General features: G+C 62.1%; 27 protein-coding genes. 12 read left to right on the top strand and 15 right to left on the bottom strand.

All coding sequences use genetic code 11. From position 1 onward, the window contains the following. Positions 1–39: 39 nt before the first annotated feature. From ACO06O_RS06310 to tssB, 8 genes are all read right to left on the bottom strand, one after another. Entirely contained in the window at positions 40–1,365 is a 1,326-nt protein-coding gene (locus tag ACO06O_RS06310) for an NAD(P)/FAD-dependent oxidoreductase (protein WP_421877458.1), read from the bottom strand. A gap of 87 nt (positions 1,366–1,452) precedes the next feature. After that, positions 1,453–2,523 carry a type VI secretion system baseplate subunit TssG gene (gene tssG / locus ACO06O_RS06305; RefSeq protein ID WP_421877456.1) on the bottom strand — a complete coding sequence of 357 codons (1,071 nt, stop codon included), beginning with the start codon at positions 2,521–2,523 and terminating at the stop codon, positions 1,453–1,455. Then, positions 2,487–4,301, bottom strand: a complete 1,815-nt coding sequence (gene tssF / locus ACO06O_RS06300; RefSeq protein WP_421877453.1) for a type VI secretion system baseplate subunit TssF — start codon at positions 4,299–4,301, stop codon at positions 2,487–2,489. Before tssF ends, tssG begins: the two co-directional genes overlap by 37 nt. Before the next feature lie 3 nt (positions 4,302–4,304). Continuing rightward, positions 4,305–4,775 (bottom strand): type VI secretion system baseplate subunit TssE, encoded by a 471-nt coding sequence (gene tssE / locus ACO06O_RS06295; RefSeq protein ID WP_421877451.1) that lies wholly within the window; start codon positions 4,773–4,775, stop codon positions 4,305–4,307. Positions 4,776–4,812: 37 nt separating this feature from the next. Beyond that, positions 4,813–5,337, bottom strand: coding sequence for a hypothetical protein (locus ACO06O_RS06290; RefSeq protein ID WP_421877448.1), 525 nt, complete (start codon positions 5,335–5,337; stop codon positions 4,813–4,815). Positions 5,338–5,400: 63 nt separating this feature from the next. Beyond that, positions 5,401–5,889 (bottom strand): Hcp family type VI secretion system effector, encoded by a 489-nt coding sequence (locus ACO06O_RS06285; RefSeq protein WP_420417251.1) that lies wholly within the window; start codon positions 5,887–5,889, stop codon positions 5,401–5,403. Positions 5,890–5,941: 52 nt separating this feature from the next. Next, a complete protein-coding gene (gene tssC / locus ACO06O_RS06280; protein ID WP_421877446.1) occupies positions 5,942–7,393 on the bottom strand; it encodes a type VI secretion system contractile sheath large subunit in 1,452 nt (483 codons plus the stop codon). Between the two features lie 65 nt (positions 7,394–7,458). Then, the gene (tssB, locus tag ACO06O_RS06275; protein ID WP_421877444.1) at positions 7,459–7,983 is read right to left on the bottom strand and encodes a type VI secretion system contractile sheath small subunit; all 525 of its coding nucleotides are present in this window, start codon (positions 7,981–7,983) and stop codon (positions 7,459–7,461) included. Positions 7,984–8,381: 398 nt separating this feature from the next. On the opposite strand from tssB, the gene ACO06O_RS06270 reads away from it, so the two are divergent. The 3 genes from ACO06O_RS06270 (at position 8,382) to ACO06O_RS06260 (ending at position 9,630) form a co-directional block, all read left to right on the top strand. Further along, a complete protein-coding gene (locus tag ACO06O_RS06270) occupies positions 8,382–8,675 on the top strand; it encodes a hypothetical protein (protein ID WP_421877442.1) in 294 nt (97 codons plus the stop codon). Between the two features lie 66 nt (positions 8,676–8,741). Beyond that, positions 8,742–8,912, top strand: a complete 171-nt coding sequence (locus ACO06O_RS06265; RefSeq protein ID WP_421877440.1) for a hypothetical protein — start codon at positions 8,742–8,744, stop codon at positions 8,910–8,912. Positions 8,913–8,934: 22 nt separating this feature from the next. Then, complete coding sequence (locus ACO06O_RS06260; RefSeq protein WP_421877438.1) at positions 8,935–9,630, top strand: aspartyl/asparaginyl beta-hydroxylase domain-containing protein; 696 nt, start codon at positions 8,935–8,937, stop codon at positions 9,628–9,630. Positions 9,631–9,888: 258 nt separating this feature from the next. Here ACO06O_RS06260 and ACO06O_RS06255 read toward each other — a convergent pair whose 3' ends face one another. Both ACO06O_RS06255 and ACO06O_RS06250 read right to left on the bottom strand, forming a co-directional pair. After that, positions 9,889–10,611 (bottom strand): GNAT family N-acetyltransferase, encoded by a 723-nt coding sequence (locus tag ACO06O_RS06255; RefSeq protein ID WP_421877436.1) that lies wholly within the window; start codon positions 10,609–10,611, stop codon positions 9,889–9,891. A 109-nt stretch (positions 10,612–10,720) separates the two neighbouring features. Then, on the bottom strand, positions 10,721–11,884 hold the full coding sequence (locus ACO06O_RS06250; RefSeq protein WP_421877433.1) for a serine hydrolase: 1,164 nt from the start codon (positions 11,882–11,884) through the stop codon (positions 10,721–10,723). Between the two features lie 204 nt (positions 11,885–12,088). Between ACO06O_RS06250 and ACO06O_RS06245 the strand changes: the two genes are divergently transcribed. Continuing rightward, positions 12,089–12,808 carry a hypothetical protein gene (locus ACO06O_RS06245; protein WP_421877430.1) on the top strand — a complete coding sequence of 240 codons (720 nt, stop codon included), beginning with the start codon at positions 12,089–12,091 and terminating at the stop codon, positions 12,806–12,808. A gap of 3 nt (positions 12,809–12,811) precedes the next feature. Here ACO06O_RS06245 and ACO06O_RS06240 read toward each other — a convergent pair whose 3' ends face one another. Beyond that, positions 12,812–13,597 (bottom strand): peptidase, encoded by a 786-nt coding sequence (locus tag ACO06O_RS06240; protein ID WP_421877428.1) that lies wholly within the window; start codon positions 13,595–13,597, stop codon positions 12,812–12,814. 396 nt (positions 13,598–13,993) lie between these two features. Here ACO06O_RS06240 and ACO06O_RS06235 point away from each other — a divergent pair, with 396 nt between their 5' ends. From ACO06O_RS06235 to ACO06O_RS06225, 3 genes are all read left to right on the top strand, one after another. Further along, positions 13,994–14,479, top strand: coding sequence for a phasin family protein (locus ACO06O_RS06235; RefSeq protein ID WP_421877426.1), 486 nt, complete (start codon positions 13,994–13,996; stop codon positions 14,477–14,479). A gap of 187 nt (positions 14,480–14,666) precedes the next feature. Next, the gene (locus ACO06O_RS06230; protein WP_421877423.1) at positions 14,667–17,039 is read left to right on the top strand and encodes an ATP-binding protein; all 2,373 of its coding nucleotides are present in this window, start codon (positions 14,667–14,669) and stop codon (positions 17,037–17,039) included. 155 nt (positions 17,040–17,194) lie between these two features. Next, positions 17,195–17,794, top strand: coding sequence for a DUF1013 domain-containing protein (locus ACO06O_RS06225; protein ID WP_421877421.1), 600 nt, complete (start codon positions 17,195–17,197; stop codon positions 17,792–17,794). A gap of 39 nt (positions 17,795–17,833) precedes the next feature. On the opposite strand, the gene ACO06O_RS06220 is transcribed toward ACO06O_RS06225, so the two are convergent. The 4 genes from ACO06O_RS06220 to ACO06O_RS06205 form a co-directional block, all read right to left on the bottom strand. Continuing rightward, the gene (locus ACO06O_RS06220; RefSeq protein WP_421877418.1) at positions 17,834–18,292 is read right to left on the bottom strand and encodes a methylated-DNA--[protein]-cysteine S-methyltransferase; all 459 of its coding nucleotides are present in this window, start codon (positions 18,290–18,292) and stop codon (positions 17,834–17,836) included. A gap of 15 nt (positions 18,293–18,307) precedes the next feature. Next, entirely contained in the window at positions 18,308–18,577 is a 270-nt protein-coding gene (locus ACO06O_RS06215; protein ID WP_421877416.1) for a hypothetical protein, read from the bottom strand. Positions 18,578–18,623: 46 nt separating this feature from the next. Continuing rightward, positions 18,624–19,394 carry a S49 family peptidase gene (locus ACO06O_RS06210; protein ID WP_421877414.1) on the bottom strand — a complete coding sequence of 257 codons (771 nt, stop codon included), beginning with the start codon at positions 19,392–19,394 and terminating at the stop codon, positions 18,624–18,626. 153 nt (positions 19,395–19,547) lie between these two features. Continuing rightward, positions 19,548–20,993, bottom strand: a complete 1,446-nt coding sequence (locus ACO06O_RS06205; protein WP_421877411.1) for a PLP-dependent aminotransferase family protein — start codon at positions 20,991–20,993, stop codon at positions 19,548–19,550. A gap of 93 nt (positions 20,994–21,086) precedes the next feature. Here ACO06O_RS06205 and ACO06O_RS06200 point away from each other — a divergent pair, with 93 nt between their 5' ends. The 5 genes from ACO06O_RS06200 to ACO06O_RS06180 all read left to right on the top strand — a co-directional run bounded on the left by ACO06O_RS06200 (position 21,087) and on the right by ACO06O_RS06180 (position 25,227). Continuing rightward, the gene (locus tag ACO06O_RS06200; RefSeq protein ID WP_421877408.1) at positions 21,087–21,353 is read left to right on the top strand and encodes a DUF1127 domain-containing protein; all 267 of its coding nucleotides are present in this window, start codon (positions 21,087–21,089) and stop codon (positions 21,351–21,353) included. 192 nt (positions 21,354–21,545) lie between these two features. Then, the gene (locus tag ACO06O_RS06195; RefSeq protein ID WP_421877406.1) at positions 21,546–22,520 is read left to right on the top strand and encodes a threonine dehydratase; all 975 of its coding nucleotides are present in this window, start codon (positions 21,546–21,548) and stop codon (positions 22,518–22,520) included. Then, the gene (locus ACO06O_RS06190; protein WP_421877404.1) at positions 22,507–23,940 is read left to right on the top strand and encodes a pyridoxal phosphate-dependent decarboxylase family protein; all 1,434 of its coding nucleotides are present in this window, start codon (positions 22,507–22,509) and stop codon (positions 23,938–23,940) included. Before ACO06O_RS06195 ends, ACO06O_RS06190 begins: the two co-directional genes overlap by 14 nt. After that, positions 23,937–24,737 (top strand): PhzF family phenazine biosynthesis protein, encoded by an 801-nt coding sequence (locus ACO06O_RS06185; protein ID WP_421877402.1) that lies wholly within the window; start codon positions 23,937–23,939, stop codon positions 24,735–24,737. The genes ACO06O_RS06190 and ACO06O_RS06185 overlap by 4 nt, the downstream gene beginning before the upstream one ends. Beyond that, positions 24,730–25,227 carry a GNAT family N-acetyltransferase gene (locus ACO06O_RS06180; RefSeq protein WP_421877400.1) on the top strand — a complete coding sequence of 166 codons (498 nt, stop codon included), beginning with the start codon at positions 24,730–24,732 and terminating at the stop codon, positions 25,225–25,227. Before ACO06O_RS06185 ends, ACO06O_RS06180 begins: the two co-directional genes overlap by 8 nt.

Genomic DNA, 25,227 nt, shown 5'->3' with positions numbered 1-25,227 from the left:
GGGAGTCGGGCGCGATTCGAGTTCCGGCGCAAGGAATGGCTATACTTCGGCGGGTGCGAGGCGGGAACCGTCGAAGAAGCGCTGATAGGCGAACGGCGCCGGATCGACGCAAGTCGGCGCGCCACTTACCATCTCGGCAACCAGTTTGCCCGCCCCGGGGCCAATACCGAAACCATGGCCGGAGAAACCGGATGCCAGAACCAGTCCGGGCATGGCCTCGATCGGCGCGATACAGGGGACCGCGTCCGGCGTCACATCGATCATCCCGGCCCAGTATTCCTCGACCTGAAGGTCCGCCAAAACGGGGAAACGCCGGCGCAGATCGGCCAGACCGGCATCCAGGATTCTCCGGTCGGCGGGCGGGTCCAGAACCCGGTTGCGCTCAAACGGCGTCTCGCTGTCCAACGCCCATTCCTTATCCTCGCGCAGGTCGCGCAGGAAAGCCCCGTCCAGGCGCAGCTTCACACTGCCCCGTTCGGCCAGGAAGGCGTTCCAGAACTTTCCGAACCAGCGGAAAGCGTCCGGCACCAGATGGAAGGTCGAATGGAACCCGCGCGACAGGGTGTACTTCCCGTCATTGCGTCGGCGTATGGAGAATTCCGGGGTCGACAGGCCGCCCGGCGTCACCTCAGGCCCTTCGGTCGTCCGCATCACGGAGGACCGGACCTTCAATTGCGGGAACTCGATCCCGTGCCGTCGCAGGAACAGGGACGACCACGCACCGCCCGCCAGCACCACCGCGCTGCAGTTGATGCGTCCCTTCTCGGTCACGACGGCGGACACCTTGCCGCCGCTCGTTTCCAGGCCCCGGACCGCACAACCGGTCAAGATCGCCGCCCCTTCCCGCTGCGCCGCCTTGGCGATCGCAGGCGCGGCGCGGGACGGCTCGGCGCGGCCATCGCTCGGCGTCCACAGCGCGCCCGGCCAATCCGATTCCAGTTTCGGCAGCAGATCGGAAAGGCCCTGCCGGTTCAGAACCTTGGTGTCCAACTGGTACTGGCCGGACAGGCTCTGCCATTTCTCATAGCTCGCCATGTCCTTTTCGGACTTTGCGACATAGATCACACCGGTCTGAACGAAGCCGGTTTCCGCCCCAATTTCCGCGTCGATTCCGCGCCAGATGCGCATGGATTCAATGATCAGCGGCAGTTCCTTGGGATCGCGACCCTGCTGGCGGCAATACCCCCAGTTGCGCGAGGACTGCTCTCCGCCGACGACGCCCTTTTCGCACAGGGCCACGCGCAGACCGCGCTTGGTCAGGAACCAGGCTGCGGAAACACCGACAATACCGGCGCCTATGACGACGACGTCGACTTCTTTGGGCAGCGTTTCGTTCGGGGTGACCGGATCGACGGGGGGCGACATGGCAGGACCTGCATCTCTGAAAGGAGCGCTACGATAGGCGGGAGTCCGCGCCCATCGCAAGCACCGCCACGGGACGAGGAATTGTGATCAGGTGGTTTCCAATGCGTGTTTGCTGCGGATCCGGATCGAGACCTGGGAATCCGTCTCGTCGGAATCCGCGCTGCGCAGCCAGCTTGTCCAGCCGAGCCGCAAATCGCTACCGAGACGGCTCGCCGGCACCGCTTCCGGCGCGGCGATCAGGCGGGCGGTGAAATTGTATTCCGGCGAGACATAGAACATGACCAACGCCAAGAGGGGCCGGTACCGGTGCCCCCCCGGCAGGAAGCTTTCGAACGTCTCGCGGTCCAACGGGCCGATGCGCAGTTCCAGGCCGGATTGCTGATCCCAGTAACGGGTCCCGAGAAAGGCCTGCGTTCCCAGCGCGTTGTTGCGCCCCGACAGGCCCTGCGCCTTGCCGCCCAGCACGGTTTCCTGGCCGGCCTCCAATGATACCCATTCGCCGATGAACTGCTGCGCCTTTACCGGCAGGCCGTAATAGTCCTGCATCATGCGCTCCAAACCCACGGCGGTGCGTTGCCGGTGCGCCAGCAGTCCCGCATAACGCAGCAACGCCCGGTCGTCGATCGCCATCCGGTCGCGCAATCCGCGCGTCCCCAATCCGATAAAGGATCGCAGCAGCTTTGCGATCAACGTCTCATGCGGTGGATGGGTGTCCAAGCCGATGCGGTGCGCCTTGCGCACCCGCACCATCAGCGAGGCCAGTCTGTGATTGAAGATATCCAGAAAGGCGCGCCAGGCGGTATCCTTCTTGGAAATACGACGGATAAGCCGTTCCGTGAACGGCCGGGGCAGCGGTCCCATCGCGCCCGCCAATCCCAAGAAGCGGATCGTCATATCGTCCGGCTTGCCCGGATCGCGCGGCAGATAATCCTTGATCGCACTGGGTGGGAAAGCCAGTGACGGGTCGGCGGTGAAGCGCACCGCCTCCTTGCGCGGATCCGGCCCCTCGCCCAACGGAATCTTGCCCGAGGACGGATCGACGCCGACGCCATGCGCCAATTCGACCAGCCGCACCGCCTGATAGAAATCGAAGCGGTAGGGCCGATTGCGCAGCTCCTCGATCAGAGGAGGTGTTGATCGCCTGCCCTTGGCGGCCATTCCTTCCACACTCCCTCTCGCTGGACCGAATGAACGACCAGCCTGGAAAACGAATTGATCGACGCGTAGAGGCCCAGGAACCGGTCCAGGACCGAGGCCAGCAGGATCGCGCTGGACCCGACATAGGCCCGTTCATCCATCGTCAGATGCACCTCGACCCCGCGCGCGAAGCCCCGCCAGGCGTCCGAGCCCAGGCGCGAGACCGCGCGGCGGCAGTTCATATCGACGATGCCGTTGATCTGTTGTTCCGTCCCGGGCGCCGCATCGTTGGTGTAGAGCCGCAGGATCTCGCGCAGCGCCTTCAGCGATCCGTCGAACTGACTCAGCGACAGATAGTTCAGCGACAGATGTGAAATCAGACGCCACAGCGTCTCGCCCCCGACCGGCGGTTCGATCTGCGGGGTCGGTTTGTAGAGCGCAGTGATCGACGAGACAGGTGCGCCCAGTTCCGTCTGCAACACCGCACCGGCCCGCAATTGTTCCGCCAGGCCGCGATTGGTGCACAGGGTATGGGCATAAAGCGTCGTCGTCGCCGGTTTGGCCGGCCGGTAGTCCAGATCGACAAAGGACAGATAGAGATCGGTCCCTTGAATGTCCGACCGCCCGGTCATGTCGCGTCGCGCATACCAGAATGCCCGTGCATTACGGCCATGGGCGGCGTGATTGAAGGAAAAGAACGGCTCGACCCGATAGGCCTCCGCCTCCTCCTGATTGCTGGCGGTGACGCTCAGGATGGAATGGATTTCCGTCGTCAGCTCCCGCCGGCGGTCCCCGATCAGCCGGTATTCCGTCGCGCGCCCGTCGATCCGGATCGGTTCCGACGTCTTGCGGAACAGGTTGACGACCGGGGTCGTGAACAGCCGAAAATTCTCCGCCTCGACCGTCACGCTGCTGGGCGGCGGGGTATCGAGCAGGATCAGGATATCCAGCTCGGTCTCCGCCCCGGCGGCGGACAGGCCCGTGACATCGAAATACAGGAACTTGTCCGGGAAGGTGAAGTATTCCCGCAGCAGATGATAGGCCGGCTGACCATGGGGCGGGACTTCGATGACGGCCTCATCCCGCTCGAACCCGACCGGTTGGATCGCGCTGGGCGGGCGTTGAACCGGCGTCCGCGTCTTGCCGTCCGCTATAAAAGCGACGCCGCGCGTGTTGACGAAAATCTGCTCGCAGATCGCGTCGCTGAGAACGCGGTCGGCATGCAGATGAAACCGCAGGCGATCCATGCCCAACGCGCTCAAGGCATCGGCCTCAGTCCGGATGCGCAGACGCAGCACCGCATTCACATCGACCCGGCTGTCCAGAAAATCATACCGATCCGTCGATTCAATGGCGGCCTCGCTGACCCGGACCGGCCATAGGGTGACCGGATAGGTCGTGCGCATGCGGCAGGTCATACCGTTGGGGGCAGTCGCAAACAGCTCCGACCCTTTGGGAATGGCATATCCGTCCGTCAGTTTGCCCCGCGCGCTGTCGACATTGAACTGCGCGATGGTCATGGACGGCACGGGATCGACGAATTGCGGATAGAGGATGCCCAGCAGCGCCTGCGGGATCTGCGGAAACTCCGCATCGATATTCTGCTGAATGCGCCCGGTCAGAAACGCGAAGCTCTCAATCAGCCGTTCGACATGGGGGTCCGGCGATTCCGCCCCACCAAATTCCAGACGCGCGGCAATCTTTGGATAGGTCTCGGCAAAGGCCTGCCCCATGCGGCGCAGATAGCCCAATTCGCGCTGATAGTGCCCCAGCAGGTCGTCGCGTGTTCCACGCGCCATGCCCTAAACCCCTTCCGAACTCGCGGTACCGTCCACACGTACAGGGAAGGAAATCGGTTCGATCGCATCGCCGAACCGCAATCCGCCTTCCACCCGCAACTCGATCCGCCCTGTTTCCTTCTGGATCGCCTCCACCGTAACGGCGACCTGGGTCAGGCGCGGTTCATAGGCGGCGATGGTCCTGGCGACATGGCGGGCGATCTTCTTTCGGTCCTGTATATTCCCCGTGAAAAGATGGGACAGGTCGACAAGACCGAAATCCGGAACCCCGCGCTGGTCATAGTCGATCTCGGACTCGCCCCAGCCGCACCGCGTATTCACCAAAACCTGGATTTCTCTTTGAACGGATTCCGCCAGCCCGTCGAGGTCGAGATAGCGCCGCGGGACGGGCTCGTTCGGCACACCGGGATCCTCGTCCGTCAGGCGGTCGAACAAGGGGGCCAAAGCGCCGGATTTGGTGCGTAACGGTCTCATCCCGATCCTCCGATGGGCCGCCCGGCCCGGGGAGGCGTCACAGGCTCAATAGATCGTGTTTGCGAACCCGTTGGATATTCGTCCCCTCTTCCAGGTTGGGGATATAGAACTGATATCCGACGAAATTCTTGGCCGATCCCGGCGCGGCGGCGGCCCCGCCGCCGGTTCCGGCACTGCCCGACGCGGTTGCCGCTGCGACCTGAGCCGCCGATTTTCCCTGACGCCGGATCGGTCCGAAAAACGCGTAACAGGATCGCTTCAACTTGCCGACGATGGCATAGCGACCGCCTGGATGCTTGCCATAGAAGGCGGAAAGTTCGGTGAACAACTCCTCCGCCTTCATGCCGCCGGCCTTGGCCATCTCCACACGCGCCTGAAATCCCGGATCGTGCTTGAATTTCTTGTAGGGCGACCAGAAGGTCGGCACCCCGCCAAAGGCGCCCGAATTCGTAAAATTGCCGCGGTTCGACACCGTAAACAGCATCATGCCGGCCTTCAGGTGAACCCGTTTGGCATGACCGTTCTTGAACGACCGCTTCACATAGGAAGGCATGTCGCTCACACTTAAACCGGTGTTTAGCTCGGCATCCATCCGTCACCCCGCCTACCCGCGATGGGCGCCGAATTAACCGTCGCCCTTGTTGACCGTAACGTCCCATTCCGACGCGATCGAACCCGGCTCGGCCATATCCTCGGACTGGACCTTCACTTCCCATTTGATCTTGGTGTAGTTCAGGCTGACCGACTCGACCGGGGAGTCGCTGCCACCGCCGGCGATCGCGATGTTCGAAACCATCGTGTTCTCCAGGGTGTAGATCATCTGCGGCGTGTGGGCCGCCTGACCGGACGCGCGCAGAACGGTGAAAGTCACCGTCCCCAGATTGGCGCCCATGCAGCATTTGTAGTTCAAAAGCGGGCTGGATTTGTCCGCGTATTTCGTGATCGTGAAATCCGTGTGCTCGACACGGCCACGGGCACGCCCGACGTTCGAAACGTCGGTATGAAGGTGGTTGTGAACCGAATGCGAGAAGCTCTGACACATGATCTGCTTCTCGTATTTTTCGATCGTGGCTTCCCCCTCGATGCCGTCGATCTTCATCACCAGAACGTCCATAGCGGCCTTCCTTGTTTAATGCCGTGTTTCCTTGTGCCCCGTTCGGGCGCGATTAAGCGGCCGGCGGCGGCAGTTCCGCGACCAGACGCACCGACGCAGTCAGCTCTTCCAGTTGGAAATGCGGCTTCAGGAAGACGGTCGCATTGTACGCGCCCGGCTTGCCCGGAATCTCCCGCACATCGACGCGGGCCTCACGCAGCGGATAGCGCGCCTTTGTTCCCTGCGGCGCGTCGTCCGTCAGCAGCACATAGTTCGCAATCCAGGTGTTGAGGTATTCTTCGACATTGGCCGCTGTCAGGAAACTGCCGATCTTGTCGCGCATGATGACCTTCAGGTAATGCGCGAAACGTGAGGCCGCCAGAATGTATGGCAGGCGCGCCGACAGGGCCGCGTTGGCATTGGCACTGTCCAGATTGTACTTCTTCGGCTTCTGCGTCGTCTGACCGCCGAAAAAGGCGGCATAATCCGTGCCCTTGCAGTGACACAGCGCGATAAAGCCCAGATCGGACAGTTCCTTTTCGCGCCGATCCGTGATCGCGATTTCGGTCGGGCATTTCAGGGCGATATCGCCCTCGTCCGTCTTGAAGGTATGGGTCGGGAGCCCCTTCACAACGCCGCCGCCCTCGACGCCGCGGATCGCCGCGGTCCAGCCATAGAGCGAGAAGGCGTTGGTGATACGCTGAGCCATCGCCCAGGACGCGCTGCCCCAGAGATACTTGGAGTGATCGCGCCCGTCGACATCTTCGGTGAAGCCGATCCCTTCGACCGGGATGGTTTCCGGGCCATAGGGCAAACGCATCAGCGTATGCGGCAGCGTCAGAACCATGTAGCGGCTGTCTTCGCTGTCGCGGAAGCTGCGCCACTTGATCATCTCGGCGCTCTCGAAAATCTTCGCCAGATCGCGCGGCGTCCCGAGATCGGTGAAGCTGTCCATGTCGAACATGCGCGGGCCGGCCGACGCGATCATCGGGGCGTGCGCCGCCGCGGCGACTTCCGCCAGCTTCTCCATCAGGGCGAAATCCTGCGGGTGGCGGCCGAATTCGAAATCGGTGACGAGGCAGCTATAGGGGAAGCCGCCGAACGTGCCGTATTCCTCTTCATATATCTGCTTGAACAGGGCCGACTGGTCGAACTCCACGGCCTTTTCCAGGTCGCCCAGAACGTCCTTTTTGGAGGCGTTCATCAGGCGCAGCTTGAGCTGCGTGCCGGTTTCCGTGTTCATCACCAGATAGTGCAGGCCGCGCCAGCTGGCCTCCAGTTTCTGGAAGTCGGGATGGTGCATCACCTCGTTCAACTGATCGGTGATCAGCGCGTCAATTTCCGCGATCTTTTGATTGATCGCCGCGACGGTGTCATTGGAGACATCCGATCCGCTTTCGACGACTGAATCGATGAATTCGCCGATCAGGTCGCGGGCATAGGCCTTCTGACCTTCGTCTCGCGCCAACTTGCCCTCGACCATGATCTGTTCGAGAACATTCAGTTCTTGGGCTTCTTCCGCCATCCTGCTTCCCCTTTATCGGGATCCCGTCGCCAGAACCGGATCCCGTCCACCGGTCCTAAACCGGATTATTCCTCGCCGCCCTTGGATTCCTCCAGGAGCTTTTTGACCTCGGCCTGGGTATCGCCGTCTTCGACCATCTTGCGCAGCAGCGCGTCCAGATCGTCATTGCCGTCCAGCTTGGTCTTCAGATCCTCCAACCGGCGGCGCGCCTCATAGAGTTTGCGCAGCGGCTCGATCTGCTTGACGATTTGGACAGGCTCGAAGTCTTCCAGCGACCGAAACTTCAGCTCGACATTCATCTTGCCGCCGTCTTCGCTGTCCTCGTCCGCCATCTTGTTATCGATCTGGAAGGCGAGGCGCGGCTTGGTCGCGGCCAGAATGTCGCCGAAATTGTCGCGATCGATCTCGACGAACTTCCGGTCCTTCATCTTCGGCAGCGGCTCTTCCGGCTTCCCGGACAGATCCGCGATGATGCCCATGACGAAGGGCAGTTCCTTCATCTGGATCGCGTTGCCGATCTCCACGTCATAGGTGATCTGGACACGCGGCGGGCGGACCCGGCCGATTTTATGCTGTATACTATCGGACATCGATGTCCCCCTTCATCGGTCCGCCCCCACGGCACCCCCGATCTTAACCGGTCAGGCACGGGCGGCCCAGTGTCGACTGCAGGCCTCAACTCGCATCCTGGTAAGCGCGCGACGCAAACCGATTCGCACCATGCCAGGGTGATTCGCAAGACAAGGTAAATGAAAGTCGGTTAGTATTGCAAGAGTTTCCATGCTCTATGTTTTTTTCAAATTTCGTTACTTGAATCGCCTTGTGAGCACCTGTCTGGATTACTCGAATCGCCACGCGCTATTTATTTCTGTTTCGAATCAAGGTTAACGTCATGAAAACACACAATAAAGGGTTGTGCTGGCGGGACTGGGCATTTCCGCCTAGACTGAAATGACGAAATGAAAGCAAGGGGAGGCCGAGGGCACCGATGAGCGATGAAGTGATCGAACTGATCGGCACGGAAACACCGACCGGCAGTATCCGGGTCCGGCTCGACCTGGAATTGCCGCACGAGCAGGCGATGCAGATCCTGGCGACGGTCCACGATTACAAGGACCGGAAGCAGAAGGAAGAGGAAGCCGCGCGCCGGCGGGAGGAGGCGGAACGCCGGAAGGCGGAAGCCGCAGCCCGCAAGGCTGCAAAGGCCGAAGCCGCGAAGGTGAAGAAACCGGCCCCGGCCAAGGACGCCGCGACCAAGGGCGACGCCGAAAAGAAGGCATGACGCCTCGACGAATCCGGCCTGAGTTAACCTGAAACACTCCTGAAACACAGACGATCGAGCAAAGCCATGTCCGACAAGATCCTGGAATTCAACGGCAGCGCAACCCTGCCCCATTCCCTCAAGGTCAACATCCAGATGGAAATGCCTTACGAACTGGCGGTTAAAATTCTGGACCTGATCCAGAAGAACATGCCCGCCGAGCCCGAGGCGGATCCGGCGGAGAATGCCGAGGGTTGATCCCCGGCCAAGAGGTTTTGCCATGGATATCGGCGTACCGTATCGCCGCTTGGGGCCGGTCGAAATTGAACCGGCCCTCGCGCTATTGCGTTCCCTGACCGATCAGGATTGGAACACCAACCGCATCCGTCAGGAATTGATGGCCGCATCACCGCATCGCGACACGACCCGCGCCATCATGCTGAAGTACAATTGGCTGCCCTATCAGAAGCCCTGGGGCATGCGTACGATGCGGGAATTGGTGGAGGCATGGTGCCGTCAGGAAAATGTGCCAACGGATGACCTGCTGCCGGAAATCGAGGCGGAGACCGACCAGGGCCATGTGAACGTCTTCCCGCAATGGGCCCGGTTCCGGGACGTCATCGGCCCGCTGGTCGAGCAGGCCACATCCTATCTGAACGCCCCGCGCGGCATCGCCACGCGGGTCGCCATTGTCGAGATGGTTCCAAACGGCAAGATCGCGCCCCATGTCGACGGTCAGGCCCATGCGGCCGCCGCCCATCGTCTGCATATCCCACTGATCGCCCCGCCCGGAGCCGAATACAAGGTCGACGGCAAGAAGTTCAAGATGCAGCCCGGCTTCGCCTATGACTTCAACAACCGCAAACAGCACAGCGTGCGCAACAAGAGCCCACGCCCGCGGGTCAACATCCTGATCGACTTCCTGCCCAATCCGGGCGCGCCGATGCAGACGGCCCTGCCGCCGAAGTTCGGCTAGAGCGGTATGTGTTCAGATGGAACCGCCTGAGACGCCGTCTTCGGCTTCCTGGTTAGGAGCGGCGCGCGTGGCGATGCGGGGCATCGGACGCGTGCCGCGACGCGGTCCAGGGAGCCGAAGACGGCGCCGAAGGTCGGCATGGCGAGCCGTCGGTGTCGTCGCGACGGCTGGACGATGCCCCGCATCGCCTGCGCCGACGCTCCTAACCCACAACCCGCCATACCGATCTCAGGTCATTCCATCTGAACCCATACCGCTCTAGGCGCGTAAGGCCGCGGCGGTCAGATCGGACAGGCGCTGCTTCTGATTGCCATCAGCCGCAAAATTGTCGGGCGACAGCCAGGCCTGAAATGCCTGTTTCACGGCCGGCCACTCCCGGTCCAGGATGGAAAACCAGGCCGTGTCCCGATTGCGCCCCTTAACCACGCTCATCTGCCGGAAGGTCCCTTCATAGGTGAAGCCGAGCCGGACGGCGGCCCGTTTCGATGCTTCATTCGCGGCGTTGCATTTCCATTCATAGCGCCGGTATCCCAATTCGTCGAAAACCCGCGCCATCATCAGATACATGCATTCCGTGGCGATCAGGCTGCGCTGCATCGGCGGGGCATAGTTGATATGGCCGACCTCGATGGAGGCGACCTTGGGATCGATGCGCAGATAGCTTGCAACGCCGACCGCTTTCCCGGTCGCCTGGTCGATGATGGCGTGGAACAGCGGATCGTCGCCAAGACAGGCCTTGTCCATCCAGACGCGATAGTCCTCCAGGGTCTCAAACGGCCCATAGGGCAGATAGGTCCAGTACCGCCCGTCCGGCGCCGCACGGTTGGCGGCGAACAAATCCGCCGCATGCCGGTCAGGATCGATCGGTTCGACCCGGCAGACGCGGCCGGACATCGGCGTCCGCGGCGGCAGTTCTGCGGGACGAAAATTGGAGACGGGAAAGCCGACCGGTTGGCCGAATTCGTTATGATGCTGTGTCACGGAAAGACCTTCGGATCAAATGCGCGAATGCGGCCCGGATACCAAGCGCCGGCGGATCGAAAAAGGTCCAGAAAGAATGGCCCCATGGGGCCACTTACGCAGACAAAGGTCAGCTGCGCGGCGCGAAGACGATACAGTCCATCTTTTGCGACTTGAGCGTCCGGCAGGCCGCGAAGGCTCCCGACTTATCGAAACCGGCGACGCGGGAGCGATGCAGCTTTCCGGCGCTGTCGACGACGACGACCCGACTTTCGCCCAGCGCGCCCAGTCGTGTCACGGCTTGCTGAGCAACGGTCCGGGCGGGTTCGGCGCGGCTGAACGCACCGACCTGAATGGTCCATTTCGTCGCCTGAAGCTCCGTCAGGTCGATATCGGCAGCGGCGTCGCCCTGCGGCAGTTCCTCTTCCGCCGGGGCGGCCGTCTGGCCGGCCGGTGCGTTGTTCATCGCGACCAGTTCGTTCTGACGCAGATCGTTTTCGAACAGCTTCGCAAAGCCGCGGTCCAGCAGGGTCTTCATATGCTTGTCGCGGGACGCGCCGGTCTTGCCGCCGAACACCACGCCGATCAGCCGATACCCTCCGCGTTCCACCGACGCCACGAGGTTGAAGCCGCTGGCATTGGTATAGCCGGTCTTGATCCCGTCCGTGCCCTCATAAGAAGACAGCAGCGTATTGTGGTTCTTGTAGGTCCGATTGCCGTACTTGAAATGGGTCGTCGCGAAATAGTCGTAGAAGTCCGGATGGTCTTCGCGGATACGAAGGCCCAGCAGGGCCATATCGCGCGCCGTCGACAATTGCCGGCGGTTCGGCAGACCGCTGGCGTTGCGGAAGGTCGTGCGGCTCATGCCCAATTGGCGCGCGCGTTCCGTCATCATGCGGGCAAACTCGATTTCCGTGCCGCCGAGACCTTCGGCGATGACGACCGCGACGTCATTCGCGGACTTGGTGACCAGTGCCAGGATGGCGTCCTTCACCGTGATCGTGTCGCCGGTGCGCAGGTTCAGTTTGGACGGGGCCATGCCGGACGCGCGCCTCGAAACCTTCAGTTTCGTGTCCAGGCTGATCTTGCCCGCTTCCAGGGCGTCGAACGCCATATAGAGCGTCATGATCTTGGTAAGCGAAGCGGGATAGTTCCGCGTGTCCTCGTTCACGGCATGCAGGACGCGGCCGGTATCCGCATCGATTACCATCGACGCGTAGCGGGCGGCCGCTTCGTGCGGCGCGACGGCGATCAGCATCGCCATGGAAAGGAAAAACGCGGTTATGACTTTCACGACGTCACCTTAGTCTTTCGGATTTCTTCCTAAGTCCTAAGGGGCGAATAAAACCGTCCCCCATTTGAACGCGAATCTTTAATACTTCAAGTAACACCCTATGTCCATTACAAAAATTGGCAGGGTGAAAAAACCGTTTGCCGCCTCTTCCCAAGACAGCCATATCAGAACGACCGTCACCAACAGCGGAACGGATTCCAATCGATGCGCCGACAAGCCCTTAGCCTCGCCCTCGCCACCGTTCTGACCGGCCTCGTCGCCGGCTGTACGTCGAATGGCGAAATCGACAATCCGGTGCAACGCCGGGCGACCTGGTTCTCCTTCCTGAGCGGCGACGATATCGCCGCCGAATGCGAGGCAAGCGGCCGCGAGCGCTATCGCCTGACCTATCTTGCCGACAGGGAAATCCAGGTTCGGATCTACGATATCGATGCCGACATGCCGCCCAAGCCGCAGCTGCGCACCCGCGTGATGCAGGTGGCCGCCAGCGAATGGTTCCCGCTGCCCGTCCTGGAAGATCCGTCCCGCCCCTTCCGTCCTTACGACACGGTAACGACCGTATCCGAAGAGGACATGTCCGCGATCCGCGACGGCTTGCTGAACGCCGGATGGTCGACACAACCGCCGCCCATCGGCCGCAAGATCGCATCGCATTCCTATGCCTGGCTGGTCGCCGGGTGCCGGGACGGCGCCTTCTCGTTCCAGGTTTGGGAATATCCCGACGCAGAGTTCGACGCCCTCGCCTTCCCGGCGGTGCTGTTCGCGGCGGAAAACAGCGGCATCGATGTGGTGCCGCCGCCGACGGACGGCGAACGCCGCACCTTCGACCGGTTCATGGGCCGCACCGGCGACAACATGCCGTCCGACGGGCGCGAACTTTACAATATGCAGGTCGTCCCGCGCGGCGTCATTCTGGTCAACTGACGCCTATTTGCGGTCGTCCTCGCGCACCAGCGACAAGGTCGACATCTGGGTCGATGTCGCGGCCGTCCCCGGGACCAGCGCCGTCTTCCACGGCGCCTCCGGCATTTGCATCGCCAATTGGGTCAGATTCTCATTCCACCAGCGGCGCTGCACCATGACGTCGTCATAGTCATACTGCGCTTCGCGCCACTTCCCGTCGGCCTGGGAGAAGGTGATCAGATCAATCGGGAAGCCGACATCGGCCGCACTGATCCGCGTGGAATCGAACGACAGATAGGCAAGGTTCGCGGCAGTCGCCAAATCCGTCTTGGAGTTCAACGCACGGTCCAGGATCGGTTTGCCGTAGCTGGTCTCGCCGATCGACAGGTAGGGCGTGCGGCTGTCCACCTCGATCCAGTTGCCTTCCGGATAAACCATATAGGCGGTCGGTTCGTCGTCCTCCGGCATCTTGCCGGCGACGATCGCATGCAAATTGAACTTCAGCTTGGACCGCTCGAGATCTTCCGCGTCCTCGTTGAACACCCGGCGCAGCGCGCCGCAATAGGCTTCAACCGCGTCCAGCATCGACGGATAGCCCTTGGCATCGCCGCGCCGCAGGTCGCGTTTCAGGTAAGCCAGCGTCTTGTCTCGAAGCGACCGCAGACCGGAGGTCATGGTCAGAACCGGCGCCGAGGCAGGTCCGACGAACTCGACCTTGCGGGCCGTCGTCACCTGTGTTCCCGCCGTAATGCGCCCGTCTGCAAGGCAGACCAACCCATCTTCAACCTTGATCGCAAGACAATATGTCATTCACACGCGCTCCCAACCGCCACCTTAGCAATCCGTGAATTTACTCGGACTCACGCCCGCTGGTCCATCGGAAAGACCGCGCCGCGAAACCATGAGGGGCCATCCCCGGAAGCATTGGCCAAGGTACGGCTTGTTCCCGGACGACAGTCTATAACGCGCTGAAATTAAAAATGAATTAACGACCTTCATTCGGAAAATGTTGCAGTGCACAAAAATATCACTTGACCCGAAAAGCAAGGTGCAACATATACCGTGTCATGAAATTGTTGCGGTGCAGCATAACCAACTGGGATGTGGCACCGACAAGGAAGGCGCCGGGCGGTCCGGCCCTTCAGTTTGGACACGGTCCGACACCGCACTCGCGCCCGGACCCCAGTGACACTAGGAGAATTGAAAATGACCACCGCGAAGAAAACCCCGACCATCGACACGAAGCCGATCGAAGAAGCCGTCGCCGCCGGTAAGCAGACCGTCGAACAGGCTGTTGCCGCGACGAAGGAACAGGTCGAAAAGGCCTCCACCGCCGCGATGAAGAGCTACGACGAGTTCGCTGCCCTGAACAAAGACGCCGTCGACGCCTATGTGAAGGCCGGCAACGTGTTCGCCAAAGGCTTCGAAGACCTGGGCAAGACCGTTTTCGCCTTCGCCCAGTCGCAGGCCGAAACCAACGTCAACGCCGCCAAGGCCCTGATGTCCGCCAAGACGATCAATGACGTCGTCGAAATCCAGTCGGACCTGGCCCGCACGCAGTTCGACGCGTTCGTCGCCGAAGGCACGAAGGTTTCCGAAATGTCCCTGAAGGTCGCCAACGAAACCGTTGAGCCGATCCAGGCGCAGTTCAACGTCGTCGTCGAAAAGATGATGAAGCCGGTCGCCGCCTAATCGGCACCGTGGTTCCGCCTCTTGGGCGGAATCGTTTCGAGAAGGCCCGGTCCATGTGACCGGGCCTTTTTCGTTGCATGAACGCTCAAAGGGAATTTCAATCAACTTGCCACTATGCGGCGTCGCGACTCATTGTTAGTCTCAACATTGGGCGAACCCGGCCAAGCCCGGTTGATCAGGGAATGAAATGCGTTTTACAACCGTTGCGCTGAAGCATGTCATTCTGGCCGGTGTGGCGTTTATCGAAGTCGTGACGGCCGCGGCGTTTCTATTGGCTTTCCACTTCTATGCGACCCAATCCGCAGAACAACATGCCCGATCCAGCATGCATTGGGCTCTCACCGCGGTGGAGCAGGAATTGTCCCTGTTCCTCGGCAAGGTGGAAACGGTAGCCGATCTGACGCTAGGTCTGTCGCAGTCCGAAATTCTAGACTTCGCCGACTCAGATCGAATCGAACGTTACTTTTTTGATGCTCTCCTCGCGTCGCCGCGTTTCACCGGCATCTATTTCGCCGGTACCGACGGTTCCTTTGTGTTCGTCACGCGCGAAGCACCGCAGATCGCCGATGGAGAGGTCTTCATCCGTCGCGTTTCCGTTGAAGATGCCGGACGAACTCAGAAGCTCTACGCACGTGGCGTGGATTTCCGCACGAAACGTAGCATTCCAGACGATGGCCCGGTCTTCGATGGCCGAACCCGGCCGTGGTATTCCGCCGCCATGGAACACAATCGTGCGCATTGGAGCGAACCCTACGTCTTTTACACCTCCGGGCAACCGGGCATCACGGTATCCAGCCGCGTCCACAATCCCCGCACAGGGGAAGTGCTGGGGGTGGTCGGCCTGGACCTCAGCTTCCAACGCCTCTCGCAATTCGTTCAGGGCCTGGAAATCAGCGACAATGGCAAGGCCTTCATTGCTGATCGATCCGGACGCCTGATCGCTTTCCCACTGGAATTGTCCGGCGAACCCGGCAATTTGCCAGCCATATCCCAAATGGCCGATTCCGTCGCTGCAGAGGCCTTCCGGTTGGCTAATATCGGGGAGACCGGGGTCGAGGCAGCGGTGACCTTCGACCATAACGGAACCGAATATGTCGCGGCTTTGAACGTTCTGAGTTGGGAAAACGGCGAATGGGTGGTCGGGGCCTACGCGCCGACAACGGATTTCTTGAACTGGTTCGGCGACGTACAGGTCGCCACATTCTGGCTGACCATGATCCTGATGGCAGCGGGCATGTTGGGCGGCCTTGCCTTGTGGCGAACGGTGCAGACCCGTTTGGCCCGGATTCAGGCCGGCGCGGAAGAAATGATCCGCAATACCGGCCAGCCATTTGTCTACGAACCGTCCGGATTCCTGGAATTGCAGACGACAGAGCGTGCCCTGACCGTGATGGCCGATGCCGTGGTCGAACGCGAAGAAGCCCTTCAGGCGCTGAATGAAAAACTCGCGGAGGTCATGCGCGCCGTCGACCGGATGCCGATTGGCATCGGTGTTTTCACCCCGGACGGCCCGATCCGCTATGTGAACGCCGTTGCCGCCGCAATTCTGGGCCTGCACGGCGATGGTGTTGAAAAGTTCGACGCCAATCTGATCGGCCGGCTGGACGGCTGCGCGGCCGCCAACGGCAGTACGCATGCAACGCTTTCCGCAGCACTGGAGAACCAAACGAGTTGGGAGGGGGAACTTTCCGCCGCCACCCTCCACGGACGCGACGAGACAACCGTCTACCGTATGATCGCGGTTCCCCTGCCGCCGAAATCGTCCGGAAAATGGGTGTTCGCCGTCGAGGACGTCACGGTTCAGAAAGGCATGGAGCGCGACCTGATCTCCGCCCTGGAAACGGCGACGGAGGCATCCCAGGCAAAATCCATGTTCCTGGCAAACATGAGCCACGAGCTGCGCACCCCGTTGAACTCCGTCCTGGGATACGGCGATATGATGCGGAACGAGATTTTCGGTCCTGTCGGCGACCCGCATTATGCGGAATATATCGAAAATATCCTGACCAGTGGCCACACCCTGTTGGACATCCTGTCGAACCTGTTGGATCTGACGGCGGTCGAGACGGGGCGGATGACCTTGAAGGCCGAAAGGGAAGACCTGACCGACATCATCGGCGAGGCGGTCCGGCCCCACCGTGCCGCATGCCAGTCGGCCGGCCTAGCGCTGGCCTTGGACTTGCCAGACGCTTTGCCTGTCGAGGCCGACGCAACGAAACTGCGCCAGGCCATCGGCAACCTGGTCCAGAATGCCGCCCGTTACGCGCACGGCGCGACGCGGCTTAGCGTGAGCGTGACCGACGCGCCAGGCCGCCGCGTTCGCATTGTCGTTGAGGACGATGGCATCGGCATTCCGCCGGACCGGTTCGAGCGCGTGCTGCAGCCATTCCGCCGCTCCGTCGAAAACTCCCATCTCGCCGCGTCCGACGGCGTCGGGCTGGGACTGCCGATTGCCAAGGCCATCGTGGAATTGCACGGCGGGACCATGACGCTGGAACGGCCTGAGGACGGTAAAGGGCTGCGGATCGTGCTGATCCTGCCGATCTGCGCGGCGGGCTAGAATCCGCCGTTTTTCTTTGCGTCGACCCGACACGATTGTTATAAGCGCGTCGATTTTCCCGAAACGCGTGGATATCCCGCCACCGGCCAAATCTCGGCCGGGCACCCTAGGAACTGGCGGATCCCGCCGGACCAGACCATGGAGCGCACCTGACTATGGCAAAGCTGTTGATGCCGAAAGCGACCGCCGTTTGGCTGATCGATAATACCGGCCTGACCTTCGAGCAGATCGGCGATTTCTGCGGCCTGCACGAATTGGAAGTCCAGGCGATCGCCGATGGTGAAGTTGCGCCCGGCATGCACGGGATCGATCCGGTTCAAAGCGGCCAGTTGAGCGCCGAGGAGATCAAACGCTGCGAAGCCGACCCGGACTCCAGCCTGAAATTGTCGGTCAGCGACATCCCGCAGCCGGTCATCCGCCACAAGGGTCCGCGCTATACGCCGGTGTCCAAGCGCGCGGACAAGCCGGATGGGATCGCTTGGCTGGCCAAGCATCACCCGGAACTGGCCGACGCCCAGATCAACCGGCTGATCGGTACGACCAAACCGACCGTCCTGGCGGTGAAGGAACGGACCCACTGGAATTCCGCCAACATCCGTCCGCGTTCGCCGGTCGAACTGGGCCTGTGTTCTCAGGAAGAACTGGCCATCGAAATCGACAAGGCCATCAAGGCGGGCCGCAAGCCGCTGGAACAGCCGATCATGGAACCGATCAACGAAGATCCGGATGCCGGCGGCTGGGAAGGCCTGGAATAAGGGTCAGCCGAACATTGGCACGCGTTACCGGCGGCCGGTCTACAGCAGTAGGCCGGCCGCTTTCTCTCTGCGCAGCAGCGCGACTTTCGTTTCGACCCCGCCCTTCGCCGAGAACCCGCCCAGACCGCCGCCCGCCGCCAGCACGCGGTGGCAGGGGATAATGATCGGGATCGGGTTCGACCCGCAGGCCTGACCGATCGGCTGCGGCGCGACACCCAGGTCTTTCGCCAGATCGCCATAGCTGCGCGTGTGGCCATAGGGAATGGCCAGCATCAAATCATAGACCTGCTTCTGGAAGTCCGATCCTGCAGGGTTCAGCGGCAGATCGAACGCCGTCAGATCGCCGTCGAAATAGGCCGCCAGCTGCGCCAGCGCTTCCGTCAGCAGGGGCGTTTCAGGGTCGCCCGCCCGGCTGTCCCAATGGACGGAGACGATGGCACCATCCCGCTCCGTCAATCCGATCCGGCCCAGCGGCGTATCGATGGCGGCGGTCGGCATGGCGGTCGTCTTTCCTCAATAGGGACAGTTCGGTTTTCCGCAGTCGGATATGCCCTCGACCGAAACGAAGGCCTGACAGGTCGGGCAACGTTCCGTGTCCTCGACATCGCCGCCACGCGGCTGATCGGCATCCTTCGCCCGCATCGATTTGCGCAGGCGCTCGCCCAGGGTTCGCTCGCCGGTGCCGCGCTTGCCGGAACTGACCCGGTCGCGGCGTTCCAGATAGCGGAAGCCGAACCAGACGATGGCGACGACCGCCACAAGAAGCGCGATTTTCAGAAACATAAGACTTGTCTAAGCAGCGCCGTTGACGCGGTCAAGGGCGCTGGCCTTACAGTCCGATGCGCTGACGCAGGGTTTGCTCCTCCGCACGGTCAATGACGGCATCCGCCAAGGCTTCCATCCCCAACAGGCGCTGAAACTTCGATTTCGGTTTCACCGTCGGGCGGATTTTGACCTTTTTGCCGAACCGCTCGCGCAGCACGGACCGCCGGTCGCCCAGACCGTCGACCAAGCCCAATGACTGCGCCTCCCGTCCGGTCCAGAACGCGCCGGTGAACAGATCCGTCTCCTGCGTCAGGCGATCTTTCCGGCGGGATTTGATCCAACCGATGAACTGATCGTGCAGATCCTCCTGAATACGCTTCAGCGTCCGCAGATCCTCTTCCTTCTCAGGTCGGAACGGGTCCAGGATCGCTTTCGATTCGCCCGCCGTATGCACCCGGCGCTCGACGCCCAGCTTGGCGATCGCTTCGACGAAGCCGAACCCGGCGGACACCACCCCGATCGACCCCACGATCGATCCGGGCATGGCGTAGATCTCATCCGCGGCACAGGCCAGCCAATAGCCGCCGGACGCCGCCGCGTCTTCACAGAACGCGATCACCGGTACGTCCTTTTCATCCGCAAGTGACCGGATACGCCGCGCGATCAGATCGCTTTGCACCGGTGATCCACCGGGCGAGTTGATTTCCAGCGCCACGGCGGCCAGATTGCGGAACGCGAAGGCACGATCAATGGCCGGGGCCAACGTATCCAGTGTCAGGCCGCGGCGGCCAAGTCCGCCCTGCCCGATCACGCCGGCCAGACGAATGACACCCACAACAGGTCCGCCGCCGAATCCAGGCACTTTGGAGAGAACCCCGTCGGTGGGTCGCGGGGGCTGCTTTGTGGTTTGATTGTCTGTCATGGCGCTAAAGGTGTGGGGCGCGGCACCTGGAAACAAGGTCTATTCGCAGACCGGCCCATTTTCGGGTCACATCGCGGCCTGATCCTGCATCGGATCGTGTTTGTCGAGGATGTGGCGCAAACTGTGCAAGCCTTGCTCCATCCGTTCCTCCGTCCGCGGCGGCCCAAGACAGACCCGCACGGCGAAAGGCGGTCGTTCGCGACCGATGGAGAAGGCATGTGCGGCGGACAGGATCACACCTTCCTCCCGCGCATGATTGACGAACTGGCTGGCATGCCAAGGGTCTGGCAGATGCAGCCAGGCATGCAAGGACCCGGGCGGCATGTCGAAATCCAGCCCCTCCAGGATCATTTGCGCCTTCTCCCGCCGCGTCTCGTCAATCCGTCGGCGTTCCATCAAAATGCGCTCGCCCGTCCCATCCAGGATCCAGCGGCTGGCAATCTCGGTCGTCAGCGGCGACGCCATCCAGGTACTTCCGCGCACCCCGGCAGCGATCTGGTCACGGCTGCGCGCCGGGCCGCGAATGAAGCCGACCCGAAGCCCCGGCGCGACGCTTTTCGACAGGGAAGTCACGTAATAGCCGATATCCGGCAGACGCGCGGTCAGTGGCGTGGGGGCGTCCTCCGGCAGCAAGCCAAACAGGTCGTCTTCGACGACGGGCACGTCGAACTCTCGGAAAATTGCGGCCAGCGCGTCGCGTCTTTCTTCGGACTGGGTGACATTGGTCGGGTTCTGCAGCGTCGGGACGGTATAGACGGCGTCGATCCCGCCTGTCGCCAATACTTGGCGCAGGGCATCGGGCATGATCCCTTCGCCATCGATATCGATAGGGACCAGTTCCAATCCCAATAGCCGCGCAATCGCGCGCAGTCCGGGATAAACCAGCCGTTCGGTCGCGACACGCCCGCCGCTGCGGCAAATCGCAGCCAGGGTCGCGAGAATGCCGTTATGTGCACCGGATGAAATCACCACCGTATCCGGTGGTGCGGAAAGGCCACGCTTGCCCATCCAGGTCTCTGCCGCCTGAAGGTGAAGCGGGTTACCGGTGGGCGCCTGATACCACAACAATTGCCCCAGGCGCGGATCCTGGCTGAGTGTCATCATCGCCCGGCGTAGGTCTTCGGTTCCGACATCGCCCGGCGGAAAGTTGAACTGCATACTGATCGGCGCGTCGGGATCGTCCTCCTCGTCCGGCGCGTCCAGACTGTACCAGTCGGTCGGCATGCTGGTGCTCTTGGATCCCAGACTGTGATCGCGCATCGGCCGAACGAAGGTGCCGCGGCCGACCTCGCCACCAACCAGTCCCCGGCGCTCGGCCTCCTGATAGGCGCGGGTAACAGTGCCGACCGTCACCTTCAGTTGCCAGGCGAGTTCCCTCTGCGGCGGCAGCCGGTCCCCCGGCTTCAAAACACCGTCGCGAATATCCGCGGAAACCGCATCGGCGATGGCCCGGTACTTCGGACCTTCGAACCGGTTCAGGTCCGGAGCCCAAATGTCAGCATGAATTGTCATGGTGACAATATAGCAATTGACCCCGACAATTGGAAGACTTTATTCATTGAACCGAGACAATCATGTCTCATCTGGGCAGATAGGAGAATTTGTATGGGTACAATTCATCTTTCGCCCGGATCGATCGGGTTCTCGAAGGGATCGGACCGCTCCGGGCAGTTACGTGCCGGATTCCGTAAAACAATTGGCCGGATGACGGTCAACGCCTTTCACCTGATCTGGAATGTCCTGGTGGACTACCAGCGACGATACGAAATGCGATGCCGGTTGCGGACGATGGACGATCGCCAGTTGCGTGATATCGGCATCACCCGGCGCGAGGCGAAACGCGCCGCGGACAAAACGTTCCGGCTGTTCTAGGGGCGGCCCGCAAGGGTAGCCTCGTCCCCGATCCCGCTTCGGTTTGACCGTTTGGGATTGGACAGTTGGAAACGGTATCGGGTGGCCCGTCTAATAGCGCGGACGGCGGGCCGCCCGATTTCCGTTACGATGTTCCTGGAAACCGCGCATCCGGACCGGACCAATTCGGGACCAACGCAGGGGGGAGCAATCATGACGGCCATCACGAAATCCCAATTGGAAACCGCCCTGGATACCGTCCATTCGGTCTTTCCGGGCACCCCGCAGTATTCCTGGCCGCTGCTGAACGCGCGGATGGGCTGCGAGGTCTGGGTAAAACACGAGAACCATACGCCGGTCGGCGCATTCAAACTGCGCGGCGGGCTGGTCTTCATGGCAGACCGCGCCAAGTCCGGAGCGACACGCGGCGTAATCACCGCGACGCGGGGCAATCACGGCCAGTCCATCGCCACGGCCAGCCGCCGCTATGGCATGTCCTGCACCATTGTCGTGCCCGAGGGCAACAGCGCCGAGAAGAACGCCGCGATGCAGGCCCAGGGCGGAAGACTGATCGTCCACGGCCATGATTTCCAGGCCGCCGCCGAACATGCCGCCGCACTGGCAGACGGCGAAGGTTTGGACATGCTGCCCAGCTTTCACGAACTGCTGGCCTGCGGCGTCGGCACCTATGCGATGGAGTTTTTCCGGGCTCAGCCCGATCTTGAAACCGTCTATGTCCCGATCGGTCTCGGATCCGGGATCTGCGGCGTCATTTCAGCGCGCGACGCCCTGGGCTTGAAGACCGAAGTGGTGGGTGTCGTGGCGGACACCGCCCCTGCCTATGCACTGAGCTTCGATGCCGGGGAGCCGGTCTCCACCAACACCGCCGATACCATGGCCGACGGCGTTGCCTGCCGGGTCCCCGTCCCCGCCGCGGTCGACATAATCCTGCAAGGCGCGGCCCGTATCCTGCGCGTCACCGACCCGGAAATCCGTGCGGCGATGCGGTGGTATTACCGCGACACCCATAACGTCGCCGAAGGGGCCGGCGCAGTGCCGCTGGCCGGCCTTTGGCGGGAGCGCGCGGAAAAGCGCGGCCGCAAGGTCGGCGTGATCCTGACCGGCGGCAATATCGATCGCAAGATCTACGCGGATGTATTGATGGAGTCAGACGATGTCGATGCGTGACGACTATCAGAACCTTTCCGATTTGCTGCAGGATGTGGTTTCAGCCACTGAAACCTTTCACGGCGCACTTCCGGAACGCCCTGTCGCCGCACGCAAACGGACAGGCGGTCCCAGCACCGATCTGCCGGGGCATGGCATCGGCGGAAAGGCCGCTTTGCGGGAGTTTCTTGATCAGTTCGGCGGCGACTTGTCGGGCAGCGTCGGCTCGCGCTATTTCGGCTTTGTCACCGGCGGAGCGACCCCGGCCTCCATCGCCGGGGACTGGCTGGCCGGCGCCGTCGACCAGAATGTCGCCTCTCCCGGCGATTCCGTTGCCGTCGCCATTACGGTCCAGGCCCTGAACTGGCTGAAGCAATTGTTCAACCTGCCGCAAACGTCCTATGACGGGGCGTTCACGACCGGTGCGACCGGCGCCAATTTCGCCTGCCTTCTGGCCGCCCGCGAATGGGCGGGGGAACAGGCAGGCTATGACATTGCCCGCAAAGGATTGGCCGGCGGCCCGCCGATCGCGATCTACAGCGCCTGCCCGCATGCCAGTTTCGTGAAGGTCGCCCGATTCAGTGGCCTGGGCGAAGACTCGATCCACGCCATCGCGCGGATCGGCGATACCGAAGAAATGGACCCGAACGCGCTGGAGGCGGCGCTGGCTGCTGCGCCTTCGGATCAACAGAAGATCGTCTGCGCCAGCGCCGGGACGGTCACGACCACCGCCTTCGACGACCTGGTGTCGATCGGCTCGATCTGTCGCCGCTATGGGGCATGGCTGCATGTCGACGGTGCGTTCGGCCTGTTCGCGCGCACGGTCCCCGAACTTGCCGGCCGGACATCCGGCATCGAAATGGCGGATTCGATCACGGTCGACGGCCATAAATGGCTGAATGTGCCTTATGACAGCGGTTTCTACTTCACACGCCGGGTGGATCTGATCGAACGCGCGGCCGGTGGCCTTCCGGCCTATCTGGATGTCGAAAGCGACGGCCTGCCGCACTACATCAACCGGGTTCTGGAAGGGTCGCAGCGGTTTCGCGCCCTGCCCGTCTGGATGACGCTCTGCGCCTATGGGGCCGACGGCGTGCGCGAGACGGTGCGCGCCAATGTAGGCCAGGCCGCAAGACTGGCGGCGTTCCTTCGGGACAGCCCGCATTTCGAACTTTTGTCGCCGACCACCTTGAACGTCGTGTGCTTCCGGGGCCTGCCGCCGGACGGCGTGGAGAACGCCGATGCCTGGAACAAGCTGCTGCTGGCGGAGCTCAATGCCGGCGGGACGGCCTTCATGACGCCCGGCGCCTATGGCGGCAAGGGCGGTATCCGTGCGGCGTTTTCGAACTGGCAGACCCGTGACGAGGACCTCGACCAAACCATCGTGGCGTTGCAGACTGCGCATGAAGCCGCGACCCGGAAAGGAAGCCTCGCCGCATGACGACCCGCCTGCCGATCTATCAGGTCGACGCCTTTGCCGAAGCGCCCTTCACGGGCAATCCGGCGGCCGTCGTGCCTTTGGAAACCTGGCTTCCGGATGCGGTCCTGCAGCAGATCGCCATGGAGAACAATCTGGCGGAAACGGCGTTCTTCATCCCGATTCCAGGCGCGCGCGATGCCGACTTTCACCTGCGCTGGTTCACGCCTGCCATCGAAGTCGACCTGTGCGGCCATGCGACCCTGGCGACCGCGGCCGTGTTGTTCGACCGGCTCTCCTTCGGCGGCGACCTGATCCGGTTCCAGTCGCAATCGGGCATTCTGAGCGTGCGCCATCTGGATGGCCGCTATCAGTTGGACTTCCCGGCGCGTCCGGCGACGCCGACTCGTGTCCCGGACGGCTTGGCCCTGGCCTTGGGTGGAATTGAGCCGGTCGGCTTTCTGCGGGCGAAGAAATCCATGGCGGTCCTGGCCGACGAGGCGGAAGTTCTGGCTGTCCGGCCGCATTTCGACTTTATCGCCGGGCTGGATGGGGACGGCTTGATCGTCACCGCGCCGGGCAGCGAAACCGACGCCGTGTCCCGGTATTTCGCCCCCCATGCCGGCATCAACGAGGATCCGGTCACCGGATCGGCTCACTGCACCATCGTGCCCTATTGGGCGGAACGCCTGGGCAAGACCAGCCTGCATTGCCGTCAGGTTTCGGCACGCGGCGGCGACCTTTTCTGCGACCTTGCCGGTGATCGTGTCCTGATGGCCGGCGCGGCGCGGTTTTATCTGGAGGGGGCAATCAATGTCTGAACCCGCCGCCCGGATAGAAGAGGCGTCGGAAACCGGTGACGATATCGCCTTCGTCAAAACCCTGTTCGTCGAATATGCCGAAAGCCTGGGATTCTCGCTCTGTTTCCAGGGTTTCGATGGCGAATTGCAGAATCTGCCGGGGAAGTATGCGCGACCGGACGGCAATCTGTGGCTGGCCCGGGTCGACGGTGCCCTGGCCGGATGTGTCGCAATGCGCCCGCATGAGGATGGTGCGGCCGAAATGAAGCGGCTGTTCGTCCGCCCCGGCTTCCGGGGGCATAAGCTGGGATCGCGCCTGGCGACAACGGTCATGCTTTACGCTCAGTCGCGCGGCTATACCGCCTTGCGGTTGGATACGGTCATCGACCAGATGCGCGAAGCCCAGGCAATCTACAAGCAACTGGGATTCGAAACGCGCGCGCCCTATTACGACGGCGCACCGGTCGATCTGGTCTTCTATGAACGCGATCTGACGGCGCCGATCGTTTAG

Source organism: Pacificispira sp. (assembly GCF_965228185.1).
Taxonomy (GTDB): Bacteria; Pseudomonadota; Alphaproteobacteria; order UBA8366; family Aestuariispiraceae; genus Pacificispira.
Note: the sequence above shows the minus strand (reverse complement) of the source record. Positions and strands in the feature narration are given on the sequence as shown.